Genomic DNA, 16178 nt, shown 5'->3' with positions numbered 1-16178 from the left:
AGGACGGACGGTGGGCACGCTACGCTTTGCCCACCCTATGCTTCGAAAATGAGGAAACGCCTTCATGACCGACCAAGCCACGATGCTGCCGGGCGATGAGCTCGCCTTCATCCGGAACAAGGGCGCGGCGCCGATCGTGCCGAAGGCCACGTCGCGCGATCGCGGCATCGGGCCGTTCAAGCGGCTGGCGCTGCGCAGCGCCATTGTGATCGACGGCACCGGCGCGCCGCCGATCGGGCCGGTCGACATCATCGTCGAGGATGGCCGCATCGTCAGCATCAAGAAGGTCGTCGGCTACGGTTATGCCGGCAACGCCGGCGAGCCCGCCGATCACGAGATCGACTGCCGCGGCAAATGGGTGACGCCGGGCTTCGTCGACTGCCACGCCCATGCCGGCGTGGCCTATCACTCCGCCAATGGCTGGGTGCCACCGGTCGACTACGTCTACAAGCTCTGGCTGGCGCATGGCGTCACCACGGTGCGCGAGATGGGCTCGATGAACGGCCTGTCGTGGATGCTCGACCAGAAGCAGCGTGCGGCTGACAACACCATCGCCTCGCCGCGGCTGCTGGCTTACGCCTATTTCCCGGCCGTCAACGACATGGTCAAGACCATCTACACGCCGGAGCAGGGACGAGAGTGGCTGCGTCAGGTCAAGGAGCGCGGCGCCGACGGCATCAAGTTCTTCGGCGCGCCGCCGGCGATCATGGAAGCCGCGCTCGACGAGTGCAAGACAATCGGCTTGCGCACCGGCTGTCACCACGCCCAGATGGCGGTGTCGCGCATGAACGCGCTGACCACGGCGAAGTGGGGCCTGACCAGCGCGGAGCATTATTACGGCCTGCCGGAGGCGCTGTTCGAGGATCGCGTGATCCAGAACTTCCCGCTCGACTACAACTACACCGACGAATATTTCCGCTTCTCGGTGTCGGGTCAGATGTTCAGGCAGGGCGCCGAGCCCGGCTCGGCCAAGTGGAACGAGGTGCTGGAGCAGTTCCTGGAGATCGGCTTCACCTTCGTGCCGACGTTCACGATCTACGATGCCAATCGCGACCTGATGCGAGCGCGCCAGGCCTATTGGCACAAGGAGTACACCTGGAAGTCGATGTGGGACTACTTCACGCCGCAGCGCGGCGGCCACGGCTCCTACTGGTATCGCTGGTCGACCCAGAACGAGATCGAGTGGAAGGAGAGCTACCGGCTCTGGATGGCCTTCATCAACGAATACAAGAACCGCGGCGGCCGGATCTGCACCGGCTCGGATTCCGGCTTCATCTATCAGATCTTCGGCTTCGGCTATGTCCGCGAGCTCGAGCTGTTGCAGGAGGCCGGCTTCCATCCGCTCGAGGTGATCCGCTCGGCGACCTCGCAGGGCGCGGCGCTGTGCGGCCTCGAGAACGAGATCGGTACCATCGACGTCGGCATGCGCGCCGACATCCTTGTGCACGACCACAATCCGCTGACCGATTTCAAGCTGCTCTACGGCACCGGCGCGATGCGCTTCAACGACGCCACCAACGCGGTTGAGTGGCATCGCGGCCTGAAATACACGATCAAGGACGGCATCATCTACGATACCGAGGAATTGCTGGCCGACGTCCGCGAGTTGGTGAAGGCGAGCTGGGAGAGCGACGTGCCGGAGAAATACGCCGCCAAGGATAAAGACAAGGACGCCGCGGCGCCATGAGCGCCGGTGCAATCGACTTCTTCGTCCTGACCGGCTTCCTCGGCTCGGGCAAGACGTCGCTGCTGCGCGACGTGCTGAGCGTGGAGACCGGCTCGGACACCGCCGTGATCGTCAACGAGGCCGGCGAAATCGGGCTCGACGGCGTGCTGCTGCGCGAGAGCGGCGACGACGTCCCGATGGCGATGCTGTCGAATGGCTGCGTGTGCTGCCAGGTCGGCAGCGATCTCGCCTTCACCATCGACCGCCTGATCATGGCGCCCCGCCCCGCCGGCCTGCCGCCCCTGTGCCGGATCATCCTGGAGACGTCGGGCCTGGCGATGCCCGGCCCGGTGCTGCGCCAGCTCGCGACGCTGGCCGAGCACCGGATGCGCGTCGCGGTCGTCGCAACCTATGACCTGACGCGAGGGCTCGCCGTCGCGACATTCGAGGAAGCTGCGGCGCAATGGGCGGCGGCGCATCGCATCGTCGCGACCAAGGCTGATCTTGCGCCGCAGGCGCTGACTGAGGCGCCGGTTGCGATCGCGCAGCTGAACCCGGTGGCGGAGGTCGTTGCCGGCGCTGATCGCGCAGCCATCGTCTCGGCCGCCTTCGCACCCCTCGTAGCCGCGTTGCCCCTACGCGAGGTCGCGCCCGATCTGGCAACCGCGCATCCGCGCCTCGCGCTCTGCCTCGTCCGCCCGCGGGCTGAGATCGCCTATGCCGATCTCTCCGGTTGGCTCGACAATGTCGCCGGCGCGCTCGGCGAGCGGCTGCTGCGCGTCAAGGGCCTCGTGAAGGTGCACGAGGCGCCGCGGCCGCTGCTGGTCGAAAGCGTCGGCACGATGTTCGCGCCGCCGCGGCAATTGACGGCCGAAAAACTGCCGGCGCCCTTCATCGTCGTGATCGCGCGCGACATTGTCCGCAATGAGCTCGAACAGGTCGAGCCGTCGGGCCTGTTCGCATTCTCCTGGCGCGAGCCGGACAGCGCGGCAGCCCGGCCGCGCGGCATCCGCGCCGAGTGGGTCACGTAGATTGCGCGCCGCCGATCGTGCTCAGACTGCGTGACGGATAGCGCAGAGCCACGTCGAACGGGTTGAGCTTGCCGGCCAGCGCCTGCGCCTCGCCCTGCAGGATCTTGACCACATGCGGCAGGCGATCGGCGTTCAGCCGTTCGGCCAGCGTGCCGACACTGAGCGCCGCGACGGCGCGGCCCTGCGCGTCCAGCACAGGCACGCCGACGCCGGCCATGCCGGGAATGAGCCCGGTGCTGGTGTTGACCCAGCCCTGCGCGCGCGCCTGCGCCAGCGCACTGCGCAGCGAGGCTTCGTCGAGGAAGCCGCGATCGAGCAGGCGCGGGATGTTGAAGCGGATCACCGCCTCCTGCTCGTCCTCGGGCAGGTTGGCGAGAATGGCGAGGCTGCCCTGGCCGAGTCCGAGCGGCACCTTGCCGCCGATGTCGCCGGTGAAGGAGCGGATCGGAAACGGACCCTCGACGCGGTCGAGGCAGACCGCATCGAAGCCGTTGCGCACCAGCAGGAAGATCGTGTCGCTCAGGGTCGCCGACAGCCGCAGCAAAGCCGGCCGCGCGGCCTCGCGCAGGCCGCTGGCCTGGCCGGCGCGCGCGGCGAGCACGTAGAATTCCAGCGCGAGGCGATAGCGCTTTCCGGACGCCTGCTCGGCGAAACCCTCCGCGGCGAGGTCCTGCAGCATGCGGTGCGCGGTCGGCTGGCTGCAGCCTGCGACCTCGGCGATGTCCTTCAGCCGCAGCCCGTCGGGGTCGCCCTCGGCGAGAATGCGCAGCAGCTTCAGGGCCCGGCGAAGGCTGGAGGCAGAGTCGGTGTTGGATGCAGTCATCTGTTTGATTGAATGGAAGCGCGCAGTTTGAAGATAAGATTTCATATATCAAAATTCGAAAGAGATAAATTCAGGATATCGGAATTCACGATTGACCATCTGGTTCGCTCCCCGGCATGAAAGAGCCCCAGGGCGGCAATCCCTGCCGATGGCGAAGGGAGCCTCCCGCGCGAGGACGCATGGGTTTCCTGACGCTGGACGGTCTGACGAGGCTCTACGGCGATGTCGCTGCGGTCAGCGATGTCAGTCTCAGCGTCGCCAAGGGCGAGTTCATCTCGCTGCTCGGTCCGTCCGGCTGCGGCAAGACCACGACGCTTCAGATGATCGCCGGCTTGGTCGAGCCGACGTCCGGGCGCATCACGCTCGACGGCCGCGACATCACCCACGAGAAGCCCGATCGCCGCGGCCTCGGCATCGTGTTCCAGAGCTACGCGCTGTTTCCGCACATGACGGTGGCGCAGAACGTCTCGTTCGGTCTGGAGATGCGCAAGGTGGCCAGGACCGAGCGCGCGAGCCGCGTCACACAGGCGCTGGCGCTGGTGCAGCTCGCAGCCCTCGCCGACCGCTATCCGCGCCAGCTCTCCGGCGGCCAGCGCCAGCGCGTCGCGGTGGCGCGGGCGCTGGTGATCGATCCGCCGGTGCTGCTGCTCGACGAGCCCTTGTCCAATCTCGACGCCAAGCTGCGCGAGGAGATGCAGTTCGAGCTGCGCGGCATCCAGCAGCGCATCGGCACCACCACGATCATGGTGACCCACGACCAGAGCGAGGCACTGTCGATGAGCGACCGCGTCGTGGTGATGGAGCACGGGCGCATCATGCAGGTCGATGCGCCCTATCGTCTCTATGAGAGCCCCGCGACGCCCTTCATCTCCTCCTTCGTCGGCAAGATGAACCGACTGTCCGGCATCTGGCGCAACAATGGCGTCGAGATCGGCGGCCATGCGCTGCTTCCTTGCGAGGGCGCTGGTCTCGCCGAGGGCGCGGCTGCCGTGCTGGCGATCCGGCCAGAGAAGATCGGTCTGGCCGCTCCCGGCGCCGGCGTGCTCGACGGCCGCATCAAGGCGCGTTTCTTCCTCGGCAGCGCCTGGTTCTTCACCGTGGAGACCCCGGCCGGGGTGATCGGCGTCTCCCTGCCCAATGCAGGCGAGGAGCCGGCGCGCGAGGGCGATCGGGTCGGGCTCGCCTGGAGCAGCGCCAGCGCACACGCGTCCAAGCCGGACGGAGCGTCACCGGCATGAGCAGCGGGCGCGCCAGTGCGACACCATGGTTATTGGCGGCGCCGGGCGCGCTGCTGTTCGCCGCATTGGTCGTCGTGCCGCTCGCGCTCACGCTGATCCTGTCGCTCCACGTCTATGACGCCGCGACCGGCGTCAAGGACGAGACCACGCTGACGCACTACATCGCCATCCTCTCCGACAGCTACTTCCTCAATATCTTCTGGCGCACCCTGCGGCTTGCGGCGCTGACGACCTTGGTCTGCGCAGCGATCGGTGCGCCCGAGGCCTACATCCTGGCGCGCATGCGCGAGCCCTGGCGCTCGGCGTTCCTGCTCGCGATCATCGGCCCGCTGCTGGTCTCGGTCGTGGTGCGTGCCTTCGGCTGGAGCATGCTGCTCGGCCCCACCGGCCTCGTGAACGAGGCTTTCCGCGCGGTTGGCCTCGGCACCGTCAGGATCCTCTACACCGAGACGGCCATCGTCATCGCGCTCGTGCATGTGATGCTGCCCTTCATGGTGATTCCGGTCTGGACCTCGCTGCAGAAGCTCGATCCGATGGTCGAGGCCGCCGCCTGGACGCTCGGCGCCTCGCGCTTCACCGCGCTGCGCCGGGTGGTGTTGCCACAGGTGACGATGGGCCTGCTGTCGGGGTGCCTCGTCGTGTTCGGACTATCAGCGTCCGCGTTCGCAATCCCCGCGCTGCTCGGCGGCCGTCGGCTGAAGATGGCGGCGACGCTGGTCTATGATGAGTACATGCACGAGCTGAACTGGCCGCTCGGTGCGGCCGTCGCGATCCTGGTGCTCGTCATCAACCTCGTCATCATGCTTGTCTACCAGCGCTTGGTCGAGGCGCGCGCCAGGCGGACGCTGGGGTGAGCGGCATGCGCCACAATGGTCCCATCGCGCTTGTCTTTCACGCGCTCGTCGTCGGCTTCGTGCTGGCGCCGCTGATCGTGATCTGCCTCGTCGCGTTCACGCCCGCCAACACCTTGACCCTGCCGACCACGCAGTTCTCGCTGCGCTGGTTCACGGCCGTGTTCGCGCATCCGGATTTCGTCGCCTCCTTCCTCAACAGCCTGTGGGTCGCGGCGACAGCCGCGACGATCGCGGTCGTGCTCGCGGTCGCCGCCGGCCTCGCGCTCGATCGTTACGAGTTCCGCGGCCGCGCGGCGCTGAACGCGCTGTTCCTGTCGCCCTTGATGATCCCGCATCTCGTGCTCGGCGTGGCGCTGCTCAGATTGTTCGCGCTCGTCGGTGCCACCGGCAGCCTGCTCTGGCTCACCGCAGGCCACATCGTCGTGGTCACGCCCTATGTGCTCCGGCTGGTGCTGGCGGCACTGTCCGGCCTCGACCGCAGCGCCGAGCAGGCGGCCGTGACCTTGGGCGCCTCGCGCTGGATCGTATTCCGCCGCATCACCGTGCCGATGATCCTGCCCGGCATCACCGGCGGCTGGCTGCTCGCCTTCATCAACTCCTTCGATGAGCTCACGATGTCGATCTTCATCACCTCGCCCGCCACCGTCACCCTTCCGGTGCGCATGTACATGTACGCGACCGAGTCCATCGATCCGATGATGGCGGCGGTATCGGCACTGATGATCGCGGTGACGGCGGCGGCGATGCTGCTGCTCGACCGCATCTTCGGTCTCGACAAGATCCTCGTCGGGCAGGGCTGACACCATGCCGCTGCTGCATCGCCTGGTCCGCACCGACAGCGCCGTCATCTCCTTCACGATCGATGGCGTGCCCTGCGACGGCCGCGCCGGCGACACCGTTCTGACGGCGGTGCTCTGTCACGTCGAATGGCTGCGCCACAGCGAGTTCTCCGCCGCGCCGCGCGCCGGCTTCTGCCAGATGGGCGCCTGCCAGGACTGCTGGGTGCAGCTCGCAAGCGGCGAGCGGCTGCGCGCCTGCACGACTCCGCTCACCGAGGGCATGCACATCGTCACGCAGCGGGGACGCAGCAATGGCTGAGCGCGCGCCGCCCCTGATCGTCGGCGCCGGTCCGGCCGGCATCCGCGCCGCGATGACATTGGTCGCCGCCGGCCTGCGGCCGGTCGTGATCGACGAGGGCCACGCCTGTGGCGGCCAGATCTATCGCCAGCCGCTGAGCCCCGACGGCCGCGATGACCGCGCGCGCTACGGCTCGGAGGCTCCGAAGGCCGCGCGGCTGCATCACGACTTTGCGGCGCTCCGTACTGCAATCGACTATCAGCCAAATACGCTGCTGTGGAATCTGCGCGACGGCGCGGCCGACATCTTGCGTGGGGGTATCAGCCAGCGGGTCAGCTATGACGGGCTCATCCTCGCGACCGGCGCGACCGATCGCGTACTGCCGATCCCCGGCTGGACCCTGCCGGGCGTGTTCACGCTCGGCGGCGCGCAGATCGCGCTCAAGGCGCAGGGCTGCGCGATCGGCCGACGCGTGGTGTTCGCCGGCTCCGGCCCGCTGCTCTATCTGGTTGCCTGGCAATACATGAAGGCCGGCGTCGATGTCGCTGCCGTGCTCGACGCGGCGCCCTTGTCTGCGAAGCTCAATCTGCTGCGCGCATTGCCGCTCGCGCCGGGCATCGTGCTGCGTGGGTTGCGCATGGCGGTGGAGTTGACGCTGCGCGGCACTTGCGTGCGGTTCGGCGTCTCCCGGCTCCGGATCGAGGGCGAGGGCAGGGTGGCGCGCATCGTCTATCGGGCCGGTGGGCGCGAACACGCGATCACCTGCGACGGCGTTGGCTACGGCCTCGGTCTGCGCTCGGAGACTCAGGCTGCTGATCTCGCCGGCTGCGCCTTTCGCTTCGATGCGCGCGACCGCGCGCATCGTCCGGTTCGCGACGTCAGTGGCCGCAGCAGCATCGCGGGCGTGTACCTCGCCGGCGACGGCGCCGGCATTGCCGGCGCCGACGCCGCTGAAGCCGCCGGCGAGCGGGCCGCGCTGGCATTGTTGGAGGATCGCGGCCAGCCGCATGATTCCATGCGCGCCGCCGTCCTCGAACATGCGCTTGCGAGGATCGACCGGCTGCGCGACGTGCTCGAAGCCACTTTTCCCTATCCATCGCATTGGGCGGGCGACATCGCCGATGACACGCTGCTGTGCCGCTGCGAGGAGATCGATGCCGGCGAGGCGCGGCGCGCGATCAGGGATTTCTCGCTCACCGAGATCAATCGTCTGAAGGCGGTGACGCGCATCGGCATGGGCCGCTGCCAGGGCCGCATGTGCGGCGCGGCCGCCGCGGAGCTCTTGGCTGCCCAGACGCGCCGCGACATCGGCGCTGTCGGCCGTCTGCGCGCGCAGGCGCCGATCAAGCCGATCCCGGTGGCCGCCAGCCTTTCCCTCGACGAGAGGCAGCATGACCCGGCGCATTGACTGCGATGTCGCGATCGTCGGCGGCGGGCTGGTCGGCAGCTCCGCCGCGCTGGCGCTGCGCGCCATGGGCTTCTCCGTCACGCTGCTCGACAAGGGCTTCTGTGGCGCGCAGGCGAGCGGCGTGAACTATGGCGGCGTGCGCCGCCAGGGCCGCCCGCCCGAGCAACTGCCGCTGTCGCAGCGCGCGCATGCGATCTGGCCGCAGCTCGCGCAGCTCATCGGCATCGACGGCGAGTTCCTGCGCTCGGGCCATCTCAAGCTCGCGCGGACGCCTGCGGACATGGCGAGCCTGGAGCGCTACGCCGCCGAGGTTGCGCCGTTCGGGCTCGCTCTCGAGCTGATCGGCCACAATCGACTGCACGAGCGCTTCGGCATCGCGGGCGGCGTCGTCGGCGGCTCGTTCTGCCCCGGCGACGGCCACGCCAATCCCCGGCTGGTCGCCACCGCCTTCGCCGCAGCGGCGCGTCGCGCTGGCGCCGAGGTGCTGGAGAACACGGAGGTCACGGGCGCCACCAGGACGTTCGAGGGCTTCGTGGTCGAGGCCGGCGACGTTACCATCAAGACACGTACGGTCATCAACAGCGCCGGCGCCTGGGCCGACGGCTTGGCGCGCGCGTTCGACGAGCCGGTGCCGCTGGAGCGCACCTATCCATCGATGATCGTGACCGAGCCGCTTGATCCATTTCTCGGCGTCAATATCGGCATCGAAGGCGGCGGCATCTATGCGCGGCAGGTGGCGCGCGGCAATGTCGTGGTCGGCGGCGAGCGCGCTGCGCCACTCGACGATCCCGACTACTCGCGCCCGCGCAGTGACGGCGTGCTTGCGATCATGCAGCGCGCCAGCGCGCTGTTTGGTCCGCTCCGCCATGCCCAGGCGATCCGGTTCTGGAGCGGCACCGAGGCGACGATGCCCGACCGCAACCCGGTGATCGGCCCGAGCGCCACGACGCCGGGACTGATCCACGCCTTCGGTTTCTCTGGCGCCGGCTTCCAGATCGCACCGGGGGCCGGCGAGGTGCTGGCCGAGCTGGTGCGCGACGGCGAGACCTCGACGCCGATCGCCCCTTTCGCCATCACCCGTTTCTCACCCGCATCGCAGCCGGGCGATGCATCTCAAGCAGCAATGACGACAGGATCGAAGGAGACCTCGCCATGATCGATGCTCGCGCCGCGCTCGGCTCAGCCCTCGCGCTCGTGCTTGCAACCGCCTCCGCGTACGCCGAAACCAAGACGCTCTATGTCGGCATGAACGGCGGCAATTTCGAGCGCACCTACACGCAGGCGGTGTTCCCGGAGTTCGAGAAGGCGAACGACGTCAAGATCGTCGTCGTGCCCGGCACCTCCTCGGAGATCCTCGCCAAGGCGATCGCGGCCAAGGACAGGCCGCAGATGCATGTGATGTTTCTCGACGACGGCGTGATGATCCGCGCCGCCGGCCTCGGGCTGTGCGAGAAGCTGAAGCCGAGCGATGGCTTGGCGCAGCTCGAGCCGTTCGCACGGCTCAAGGACGACATCGCCGCCGGCATCGACATCGGCATGACTGGCCTTGCCTACAACAAGAAGCTGTTCGACGAGAAGGGCTGGGCGGCGCCGACCTCCTGGCTCGATCTCGCCGATCCCAAATTCAAGGACAAGGTCGTGTTCCAGTCGGCCTCGGTCTCGACCTTCGGCCTGCACGCCTTCCTGATGTTCAACCGCATCAAGGGCGGCAACGAGGCCAATGTCGAGCCTGGCTTCGAGGCGTTTCCCGACACGATCGGCAAGAACGTGCTCGAATACATTCCGAACTCGGCCAAGATCTCAGAGATGGTGCAGACTGGCGAAGCCGCGATCTTCCCGCTGACGCCGACTGCGGTGTCGACATTGAAGGAGAAGGGCATTCCGGTGGAGTATGCCCAGCCGAAGGAAGGCTCGGTCGTGCTGATGGTCGCCGAATGCGTCATCGCCAACAACTCCGAAGCCGAACTGGCGCAGAAGCTCGCCGCCTATCTGCTGTCGCCGGAAGCGCAGGCCAAGGCGCTGGCGGCCGGCAACATCGTGCCGTCCAACACCACCGCGAAAGCCACGACTCCGGCAGCCGAGCAGAAGCTCGCGACCTTCCACGTCTTCATGAAGAGCGCCGTCACGCTCGACTGGGACGTCATCAACGCCAGGCGCCCGGAGTGGAATACGCGCTGGAACAGGATGATCGAGCGGTGAGAAGAGTCGTAGGGTGGGCAAAGGCGCTCCGCGCGATGCAAAGCATCGTGCGAAGCGACGTGCCCACCGTACCCGCCACGCGTCGCGGTGAAATGGTGGGCACGGCGCGGTCAGGCAGCACGTCGCAAAAGCAACGAGCGGGCGCGCCTTTGCCCACCCTACATTGCCGCGCGCGAACTAATCCGCCGGATAGCTCGTCGCATACGCCTCCGTCAGCGTCTCATCGAGCCGCCGTCCAGCGCTGAAACCTGCCAGCGTCGCGGGACGGGTGACGCCCCGCAGCAAGCGGCCATCGGGCTCCGGCGGCCCGATCAGGGTGTGCACCGGAATGCGCTCGGCGTAGATCGGCAGCGCATAATCCTCGTCATCATCGATCACGCCGGCCGCTCGGATCTTCGCCGATGCCTTTTCGATCTCCATGGTCACAACTGACGTGGCCTTGAGCTCCTGCTCCGTGGTCGGGCGCAGGCTTGCAGTGCGGCCGGGAAACAGGCGATCGACCATCATCACCAGCGCGCGCGCCTTCTCGGCCTGATCCTCGATCGGCCGGGCATGGCCGAACGCCATCACCGAGCGGTAGTCGGCCGAGTGATGGAAGGCGCTGCGCGCCAGCACCAGGCCGTCGAGATGGGTGACGGTGAGACAGGCCGGCTGTCCCTCGGACAGGCTGCGCAGCATGCGGCTGGCGCTCGATCCATGCCAATACAGCGTCGTTCCCTCGCGCCAATACAGCGTCGGCGTGCAATAGGGCTGGCCGTCGATGACATACGAGACGTGGCACAGCGTTGCGGAGTCGAGCAGGGCATGGACGGTCGCATGATCGTAGTGGGCGCGCTGATGCCGCCGCTTGACCCGATTGGTGTCGTCGACGGGATAGCTCGGCATCTGTTGCTCGGACATCGTCAGTCTCCTGTTTCCGTCGACGTCATGCCATGGCAAAGTGGTTGCCGGGAGTTCCACTTCGATGCGAAAGCAAGCAACCACTTCGCGGCGCCGCGACGACGTGCTGGCGCTGCCGATCCACCTCGACCGTGCCATCCGCAGCCAGTCGCAGCAGGTGCACGGTGCGCTGCGGACCGGCATCGTCGATGGCCTGCTCGTGCCCGGCCTTCGTCTGCCTTCGACGCGAGGGCTTGCCGAGCAGCTCGGCGTCCGCCGCAACGCGATCGTCACAGCCTATGAGGCGCTGCTGTCGGATGGCCTGGTCGAGGCGCGCCACGGCGCCGGCACCTATGTCGCCGCCCGGCTGCCCGCACCGCAGGTCGCCGCGCCGGTCGCCGAGCTGGATGTTCGCATTCCGCCGCGCCGGCCGTTCGCGCTCGGCTACACGCTGGTCGATCCCGTGCTCTTGAGGCGACTCGCCGCAGCCAGCCGGCGCCGCATCGCCCAGGCTGCGCCCGATGGGCTCGGCTATGGCGATCCGCGCGGCAGCCTGCATCTGCGCACCCAGGTCGCGCACTACCTTGCCGCCAATCGTGGCGTACGCTGCGACCCAAGCTGCATCCTGATCGTGAGCGGCACCCAGCATGGCCTGCGGCTGTGCATCGACGCGTTGCTTGCGCCGGGCGATCCCGTCTGGTTCGAGGATCCCGGCTATGTCGCCTCGCGCCACACATTGAGCACGACCGGCGCGAAGCTGGTCCCGGTGTCCGTCGATGATGAAGGCATCATGGTGAGCTCGGGCGAGACGGCGTACGCGGCGGCCAAGGCCGCCTATGTGACGCCATCGCATCAGTTTCCGACCGGCGTTGCGATGAGCATGGCGCGGCGCATCGCGCTGCTCGACTGGGCGCGCAGGGCGGACGCCTACATCTTCGAGGACGACTACGACAGCGAATACCGCTTTGCCGGCCCGCCGCTGACGGCGCTGGCCGGAATCGGCGGTGAGCGCGTGATCTATCTCGGCACCTTCGGCAAGACGCTGTTCGCGGGACTGCGGCTCGGCTACCTCGTGGTGCCGCCGGCGCTGGTCGCGCGGGTCGTCGCAGCGCGCGCGGCGCAGGACCGGTTTCCGCCGGCCTTCATGCAGGACGCTCTGGCCGACCTGATGGCCGACGGCGTGCTCGCGGCCCACATGCGGCGGCTGCGCCCGCGCTACCGCCAGGCGCGCGATGTCGTCGCCGAAGCGCTCGCCAGGCATGGCAAGGGAAGCCTGCAACTGGCCGCGCCGTCGCAAGGGTTGCATCTGCTGGCGACCTTGCCGCCCGCAGCGCCGAAGGGCGCAGCGAAACTGATCCGCGACCGGGCCGGCATCGAATGCCGGCTGTTGTCGGATGCGCGGATCGTGCAGCGCGCGCCCGACGGATTCATCCTGGGCTATTCGGGCTTTGCGGCGAAGGATCTCGCCGATGCCGCCAGGCGGCTCGGTCGCGCCACACAGGACATCCTGGGCGCTGCCGCGCGCCCGCGCTGAGCATCATCGATGCTGCATGTGTGGCCGAGCCGGGCGAGACGGATCGCAAGCCTCGGGCATCATCTGCCGCGAGAATGCGCCCTCATGTTCATGGCTGTGCGAGATGTGGTTTGGAACAGATGCGTGTCAGGCGGCCCGGATGGGCATTGTCGCACCCCCGGCGCGTTCATTCGTAGGGATTGTGCTCGGCGTTCGTCATCGTCTGGCGCACCCGGCGCAAGGTGATGGGGGTGCCGTCGGAGACGAACTGCAGCTCATAGGCGCGGCCGCCGTCGTCCTTGGCGGAGCAGGTCACGCTCGTGACCTTGAGCATCGCGAAATTGCCGACCTGACGGCACACGCCGGCCGAGCTCTTCGTCGCCGGCACCGGAATGCCATCGACCTTCGGACGATGCTTGGAATTCAGCAGCATGCGGTCGATCGGCAGTTCGTAGACGTTCTGAATCGACCTGCGGCCATTGACGCCGGAGAATGCGATGATGTGGCTCTCGTCGGCCGGATCGTCGAGCGCGACGGTGAAATGAGCCCGCCCCTTCTCGCTGTGAAAGAACGCCACCGTCTTGCACGAAAATTCGCGGCCATCGACCTTCGCGGTGCGGCAGGAGCCGGACATCAGCGCATAGAGATCGATGTCTGGCTTGTTCTCAGACGTGCTGGCAGCCGTCATCGGCGCCTGGGCCAGACAGGACGAGCCGAGGCAGAGGCCGAGCGCGACGGCGACAATGCGAGGAAAATGCAGGGACATCCGCGGCGTCAGGCCCGATGGGAGAATCAGGAATTAAGGTTCGATCAACAGATGTGTCAACTTTGCGGCAAAATGAGGTCGGTGTCGCCGGACGCTATTTGCCAATCTGCACCTTCTGCTTCCACAACACCCAGGCACGATCCATGATCACCATGTTGACGCCATCGGCCTTGGCGGCCTCCTCGGCGCTGAGATACGTCACATCGGAGCCGAGCCCGAGTGCCTGGGCCTGAAGCTTCGCATTCACATCGGTGTAGTAGGCGCGGAACACGGCGGCCTGGACTGCAGGACCGACGGTGACGTCACCATGGCCGCGCATCAGCACCACGGACTTGTCGCCGAGCGCGGATGCGAGCGACCTGCCGATGGCGTTGTTGCGCACCAGCATGTCGGTCGCGCCGAACTCCTTGCCGATGTCCCACACCGGGGCGCCGTCGCCGAGAAAGGCCGCATTATGATAGAGCGGCTTCAAGGGTGTACGGCTGACGCTGAAGGGGACGACGCCGGGCGAATGCGTGTGTACCACCGCGTTGACATCCGGGCGGGCCTTGTAGATCTCGGCATGGATGAAGCGTTCGAGGAAGACGGCGCGGTTCTTGGCATCGACCGGCTCGCCGTTCTCGTCGAATTCCATGATGTCATTGGCCGTGACCTGCGCCGGCGCGATCGAGCGCGCCATCAGGAAGTGGCGCGGATTGGTGGGATGCCGCGCACTGACATGGCCGAAGGCATCGACGACGCCGAGATCGGCGAGCACGCGGCTGCCGGTCGCGATGTCCTCCAGCAGTTCGCGCGGCACGCCGGGGATGGAGTCTTCGGCGCGAGAGGGGGCGGCGGAGAGGAGGAGGGCGGTGACGGCAAGCGCGGCGAAGCGGCTGAAGCTGGACATCTGGCTCTTCCTCCCGGCCTTCGTTGTCTAGGCTCGTTGCTTCAACATACGCGTCATTGCGAGCGAAGCGAAGCAATCCAGGATGGTGGTCGGGACCCTGGATTGCTTCGCTTCGCTCGCAATGACGGGGAGAGGTTTGAGCGAGGCAACTGGCATGGCAGGGTGAGCGCTCCCTCAGGTCACCGGCGCCGGATTGAACAGCGTCAGATCGTTGTGGATGCCCCAGCGGTCCGACCACGGCTTGGTGCGGCCGCTCGCAACCTCGAGGATCAGCTTGAACAGCTCCCAGCCGGTCTCCTCGATCGTCATCTCGCCGGTGGCGATGCGGCCGGCGTCGAAGTCGATCAGATCCTTCCAGCGCCGCGCCAGCTCGCTGCGGGTCGCGACCTTGATCACGGGCGCGGCGGCGAGGCCGTAGGGCGTGCCGCGGCCGGTGGTGAACACCTGGAGCGTCATGCCGGAGGCGAGCTGCAGGGTGCCGCAGATGAAGTCGGAGGCGGGCGTGGCTGCGAACAGCATGCCCTTCTGCTTGGCCTTCTCGCCCGGCGCCAGCACGCCATGGATCGGACCGGAGCCGGACTTGACGATCGAGCCCAGGGATTTCTCGACGATATTGGCGAGCCCGCCCTTCTTGTTGCCCGGCGTCGTGTTGGCGCTGCGATCGGCGCCGCCGCGGGCCAGATAAGAGTCGTACCAGTCCATCTCGCGGATGAGCGAGCGGCCGACGTCCTCGTTGATCGCGCGCCGGGTCAAGAGCTGGATGGCGTCGCGAACCTCCGTCACCTCGGAGAACATCACGGTCGCGCCGGCGCGCACCAGCAGGTCGGCGGCGAAGCCGACCGCAGGGTTGGCGGTGACGCCGGAGAACGCGTCGCTGCCGCCGCATTGCAGGCCGATCACGAGATCGGCTGCCGGGCAGGTCTCGCGCGTGCGCTTGTTGAGCTGCGCGAGGCGACGGTCTGCCTGGGTCATGATCGCCTCGACGATCGCGCCGAAGCCATCGAAGGCCTCGTCCTGCATGCGCACGATCGAGTCCTCGGTGCCCTCCGGCAGCAGCCGTTCCGGCGCGAGCTTCTCGCAGCCGAGGCCGACGACCAGGATCTCGCCGCCGAAGTTGGGGTTCAGCGCGAGGTTCTGCAAAGTGCGGATCGGCACCACGGCATCTGGCGCCGTGATCGCGACACCGCAGCCATAGGCGTGGGTCAGCGCGACGACGTCATCGACATTGGGGTACTTCGGCAGCAGCTCGTTCTTGATGCGCTTGATCGCGAATTCCAGCGTGCCCTTGACGCATTGCACCGAGGTCGAGATGCCCAGCACGTTGCGGGTGCCGACCGAGCCGTCGGCATTGCGGAAGCCCTCGAAGGTGTAGCCTTCGAGCGGCGGCAACGGCGCCGGCACGGCGGTCGAGATCTCCAACTGGTCCAGTGCAGGGGCCTCGGGCATGTCGATGCGGGCTTCATCGACCCATTCGCCGGCTGCGATCGGAGACTTGGCGTAGCCGATGATCTCGCCGTAGCGAATGATGGGCGCGCCTTCGGCGATGTCGACCAGTGCGGTCTTATGGCCTTGCGGCACGAAGCTCTTCAGCGTCAGGCCGTCGGGAAATTTGGTGCCGGCGGGCAGGCCGAAATCGTTGACCACGATCGCGACGTTGTCGCGCGCGTTGAGCTTGATGGTGCGGGGCTCCTGGTTGGCGACGACCTGCTGGTTCATGCTCGCTCCGTGCTGCTCCGTAGGGTGGGCAAAGCGAAGCGTGCCCACCGTCTTTCGTTCGTCTTCGAGCTGTCGGTGGGCACGGCGCTTCGCGCCTTTGCCCACCCTACAGGTCTTGG

The 16178-nt window shown here is 67.4% G+C and carries 15 protein-coding genes; 10 read left to right on the top strand and 5 right to left on the bottom strand.

Annotated elements, in window-relative coordinates:
• Positions 1–64 precede the first annotated feature (64 nt).
• Together QX126_RS01800 and QX126_RS01795 are read left to right on the top strand one after the other, a co-directional pair.
• Entirely contained in the window at positions 65–1687 is a 1623-nt protein-coding gene (locus tag QX126_RS01800; protein WP_315778967.1) for an amidohydrolase family protein, read from the top strand.
• Complete coding sequence (locus QX126_RS01795; protein ID WP_315778965.1) at positions 1684–2697, top strand: CobW family GTP-binding protein; 1014 nt, start codon at positions 1684–1686, stop codon at positions 2695–2697. Before QX126_RS01800 ends, QX126_RS01795 begins: the two co-directional genes overlap by 4 nt.
• Here the strand turns inward: QX126_RS01795 and QX126_RS01790 are convergent.
• Complete coding sequence (locus QX126_RS01790) at positions 2690–3520, bottom strand: IclR family transcriptional regulator (RefSeq protein WP_315778963.1); 831 nt, start codon at positions 3518–3520, stop codon at positions 2690–2692. The genes QX126_RS01795 and QX126_RS01790 overlap by 8 nt on opposite strands.
• Before the next feature lie 179 nt (positions 3521–3699).
• Here QX126_RS01790 and QX126_RS01785 point away from each other — a divergent pair, with 179 nt between their 5' ends.
• From QX126_RS01785 to QX126_RS01755, 7 genes are read left to right on the top strand one after another with little or no spacing between them, the layout of a single operon-like run.
• Complete coding sequence (locus QX126_RS01785) at positions 3700–4758, top strand: ABC transporter ATP-binding protein (protein ID WP_315778961.1); 1059 nt, start codon at positions 3700–3702, stop codon at positions 4756–4758.
• The gene (locus QX126_RS01780) at positions 4755–5612 is read left to right on the top strand and encodes an ABC transporter permease (RefSeq protein WP_315778959.1); all 858 of its coding nucleotides are present in this window, start codon (positions 4755–4757) and stop codon (positions 5610–5612) included. Before QX126_RS01785 ends, QX126_RS01780 begins: the two co-directional genes overlap by 4 nt.
• 5 nt (positions 5613–5617) lie before the next feature.
• The gene (locus QX126_RS01775) at positions 5618–6412 is read left to right on the top strand and encodes an ABC transporter permease (protein ID WP_315779372.1); all 795 of its coding nucleotides are present in this window, start codon (positions 5618–5620) and stop codon (positions 6410–6412) included.
• 4 nt (positions 6413–6416) lie between these two features.
• Positions 6417–6710 carry a (2Fe-2S)-binding protein gene (locus tag QX126_RS01770; RefSeq protein ID WP_315778957.1) on the top strand — a complete coding sequence of 98 codons (294 nt, stop codon included), beginning with the start codon at positions 6417–6419 and terminating at the stop codon, positions 6708–6710.
• The gene (locus QX126_RS01765; RefSeq protein ID WP_315778955.1) at positions 6703–8097 is read left to right on the top strand and encodes an FAD/NAD(P)-binding oxidoreductase; all 1395 of its coding nucleotides are present in this window, start codon (positions 6703–6705) and stop codon (positions 8095–8097) included. The genes QX126_RS01770 and QX126_RS01765 overlap by 8 nt, the downstream gene beginning before the upstream one ends.
• Positions 8081–9253 carry an FAD-dependent oxidoreductase gene (locus QX126_RS01760; RefSeq protein ID WP_315778953.1) on the top strand — a complete coding sequence of 391 codons (1173 nt, stop codon included), beginning with the start codon at positions 8081–8083 and terminating at the stop codon, positions 9251–9253. Before QX126_RS01765 ends, QX126_RS01760 begins: the two co-directional genes overlap by 17 nt.
• Entirely contained in the window at positions 9250–10296 is a 1047-nt protein-coding gene (locus QX126_RS01755; protein ID WP_315778951.1) for an ABC transporter substrate-binding protein, read from the top strand. The genes QX126_RS01760 and QX126_RS01755 overlap by 4 nt, the downstream gene beginning before the upstream one ends.
• A 177-nt stretch (positions 10297–10473) precedes the next feature.
• On the opposite strand, the gene QX126_RS01750 is transcribed toward QX126_RS01755, so the two are convergent.
• Positions 10474–11196, bottom strand: coding sequence for a pyridoxamine 5'-phosphate oxidase family protein (locus QX126_RS01750; protein WP_315778950.1), 723 nt, complete (start codon positions 11194–11196; stop codon positions 10474–10476).
• A 64-nt stretch (positions 11197–11260) separates the two neighbouring features.
• Between QX126_RS01750 and QX126_RS01745 the strand changes: the two genes are divergently transcribed.
• A complete protein-coding gene (locus tag QX126_RS01745; protein ID WP_315778948.1) occupies positions 11261–12709 on the top strand; it encodes a PLP-dependent aminotransferase family protein in 1449 nt (482 codons plus the stop codon).
• A 166-nt stretch (positions 12710–12875) separates the two neighbouring features.
• Here QX126_RS01745 and QX126_RS01740 read toward each other — a convergent pair whose 3' ends face one another.
• The 3 genes from QX126_RS01740 to garD all read right to left on the bottom strand — a co-directional run bounded on the left by QX126_RS01740 (position 12876) and on the right by garD (position 16059).
• Positions 12876–13454: a hypothetical protein gene (locus QX126_RS01740; RefSeq protein ID WP_315771303.1), complete on the bottom strand. Its 579-nt coding sequence runs from the start codon at positions 13452–13454 to the stop codon at positions 12876–12878.
• Positions 13455–13548: 94 nt separating this feature from the next.
• Entirely contained in the window at positions 13549–14343 is a 795-nt protein-coding gene (locus QX126_RS01735) for a class II aldolase/adducin family protein (protein WP_315778946.1), read from the bottom strand.
• Between the two features lie 174 nt (positions 14344–14517).
• Positions 14518–16059 carry a galactarate dehydratase gene (gene garD, locus QX126_RS01730; RefSeq protein ID WP_315778944.1) on the bottom strand — a complete coding sequence of 514 codons (1542 nt, stop codon included), beginning with the start codon at positions 16057–16059 and terminating at the stop codon, positions 14518–14520.
• Positions 16060–16178: the final 119 nt, after the last annotated feature.

It is taken from the genome of Bradyrhizobium sp. SZCCHNPS1003, assembly GCF_032381555.1.
In the GTDB taxonomy this organism is placed as follows: domain Bacteria; phylum Pseudomonadota; class Alphaproteobacteria; order Rhizobiales; family Xanthobacteraceae; genus Bradyrhizobium.
The sequence above is the reverse complement of the archived record's forward strand: the minus strand, read 5'-3'. Positions and strand labels throughout refer to the sequence as shown.

Excerpts from the sequence above, each read along its gene's own strand:
- QX126_RS01775 (WP_315779372.1), top strand. The coding sequence starts at position 5,618 with ATGCGCCACAATGGTCCCATCGCGCTTGTCTTTCACGCGCTCGTCGTC.
- QX126_RS01765 (WP_315778955.1), top strand. The coding sequence starts at position 6,703 with ATGGCTGAGCGCGCGCCGCCCCTGATCGTCGGCGCCGGTCCGGCCGGC.
- QX126_RS01750 (WP_315778950.1), bottom strand. The coding sequence starts at position 11,196 with ATGTCCGAGCAACAGATGCCGAGCTATCCCGTCGACGACACCAATCGG.
- QX126_RS01800 (WP_315778967.1), top strand. The coding sequence starts at position 65 with ATGACCGACCAAGCCACGATGCTGCCGGGCGATGAGCTCGCCTTCATC.
- QX126_RS01780 (WP_315778959.1), top strand. The coding sequence starts at position 4,755 with ATGAGCAGCGGGCGCGCCAGTGCGACACCATGGTTATTGGCGGCGCCG.
- QX126_RS01790 (WP_315778963.1), bottom strand. The coding sequence starts at position 3,520 with ATGACTGCATCCAACACCGACTCTGCCTCCAGCCTTCGCCGGGCCCTG.
- QX126_RS01740 (WP_315771303.1), bottom strand. The coding sequence starts at position 13,454 with ATGTCCCTGCATTTTCCTCGCATTGTCGCCGTCGCGCTCGGCCTCTGC.
- QX126_RS01755 (WP_315778951.1), top strand. The coding sequence starts at position 9,250 with ATGATCGATGCTCGCGCCGCGCTCGGCTCAGCCCTCGCGCTCGTGCTT.
- QX126_RS01745 (WP_315778948.1), top strand. The coding sequence starts at position 11,261 with ATGCGAAAGCAAGCAACCACTTCGCGGCGCCGCGACGACGTGCTGGCG.
- QX126_RS01785 (WP_315778961.1), top strand. The coding sequence starts at position 3,700 with ATGGGTTTCCTGACGCTGGACGGTCTGACGAGGCTCTACGGCGATGTC.
- QX126_RS01770 (WP_315778957.1), top strand. The coding sequence starts at position 6,417 with ATGCCGCTGCTGCATCGCCTGGTCCGCACCGACAGCGCCGTCATCTCC.
- garD (WP_315778944.1), bottom strand. The coding sequence starts at position 16,059 with ATGAACCAGCAGGTCGTCGCCAACCAGGAGCCCCGCACCATCAAGCTC.
- QX126_RS01735 (WP_315778946.1), bottom strand. The coding sequence starts at position 14,343 with ATGTCCAGCTTCAGCCGCTTCGCCGCGCTTGCCGTCACCGCCCTCCTC.
- QX126_RS01760 (WP_315778953.1), top strand. The coding sequence starts at position 8,081 with ATGACCCGGCGCATTGACTGCGATGTCGCGATCGTCGGCGGCGGGCTG.
- QX126_RS01795 (WP_315778965.1), top strand. The coding sequence starts at position 1,684 with ATGAGCGCCGGTGCAATCGACTTCTTCGTCCTGACCGGCTTCCTCGGC.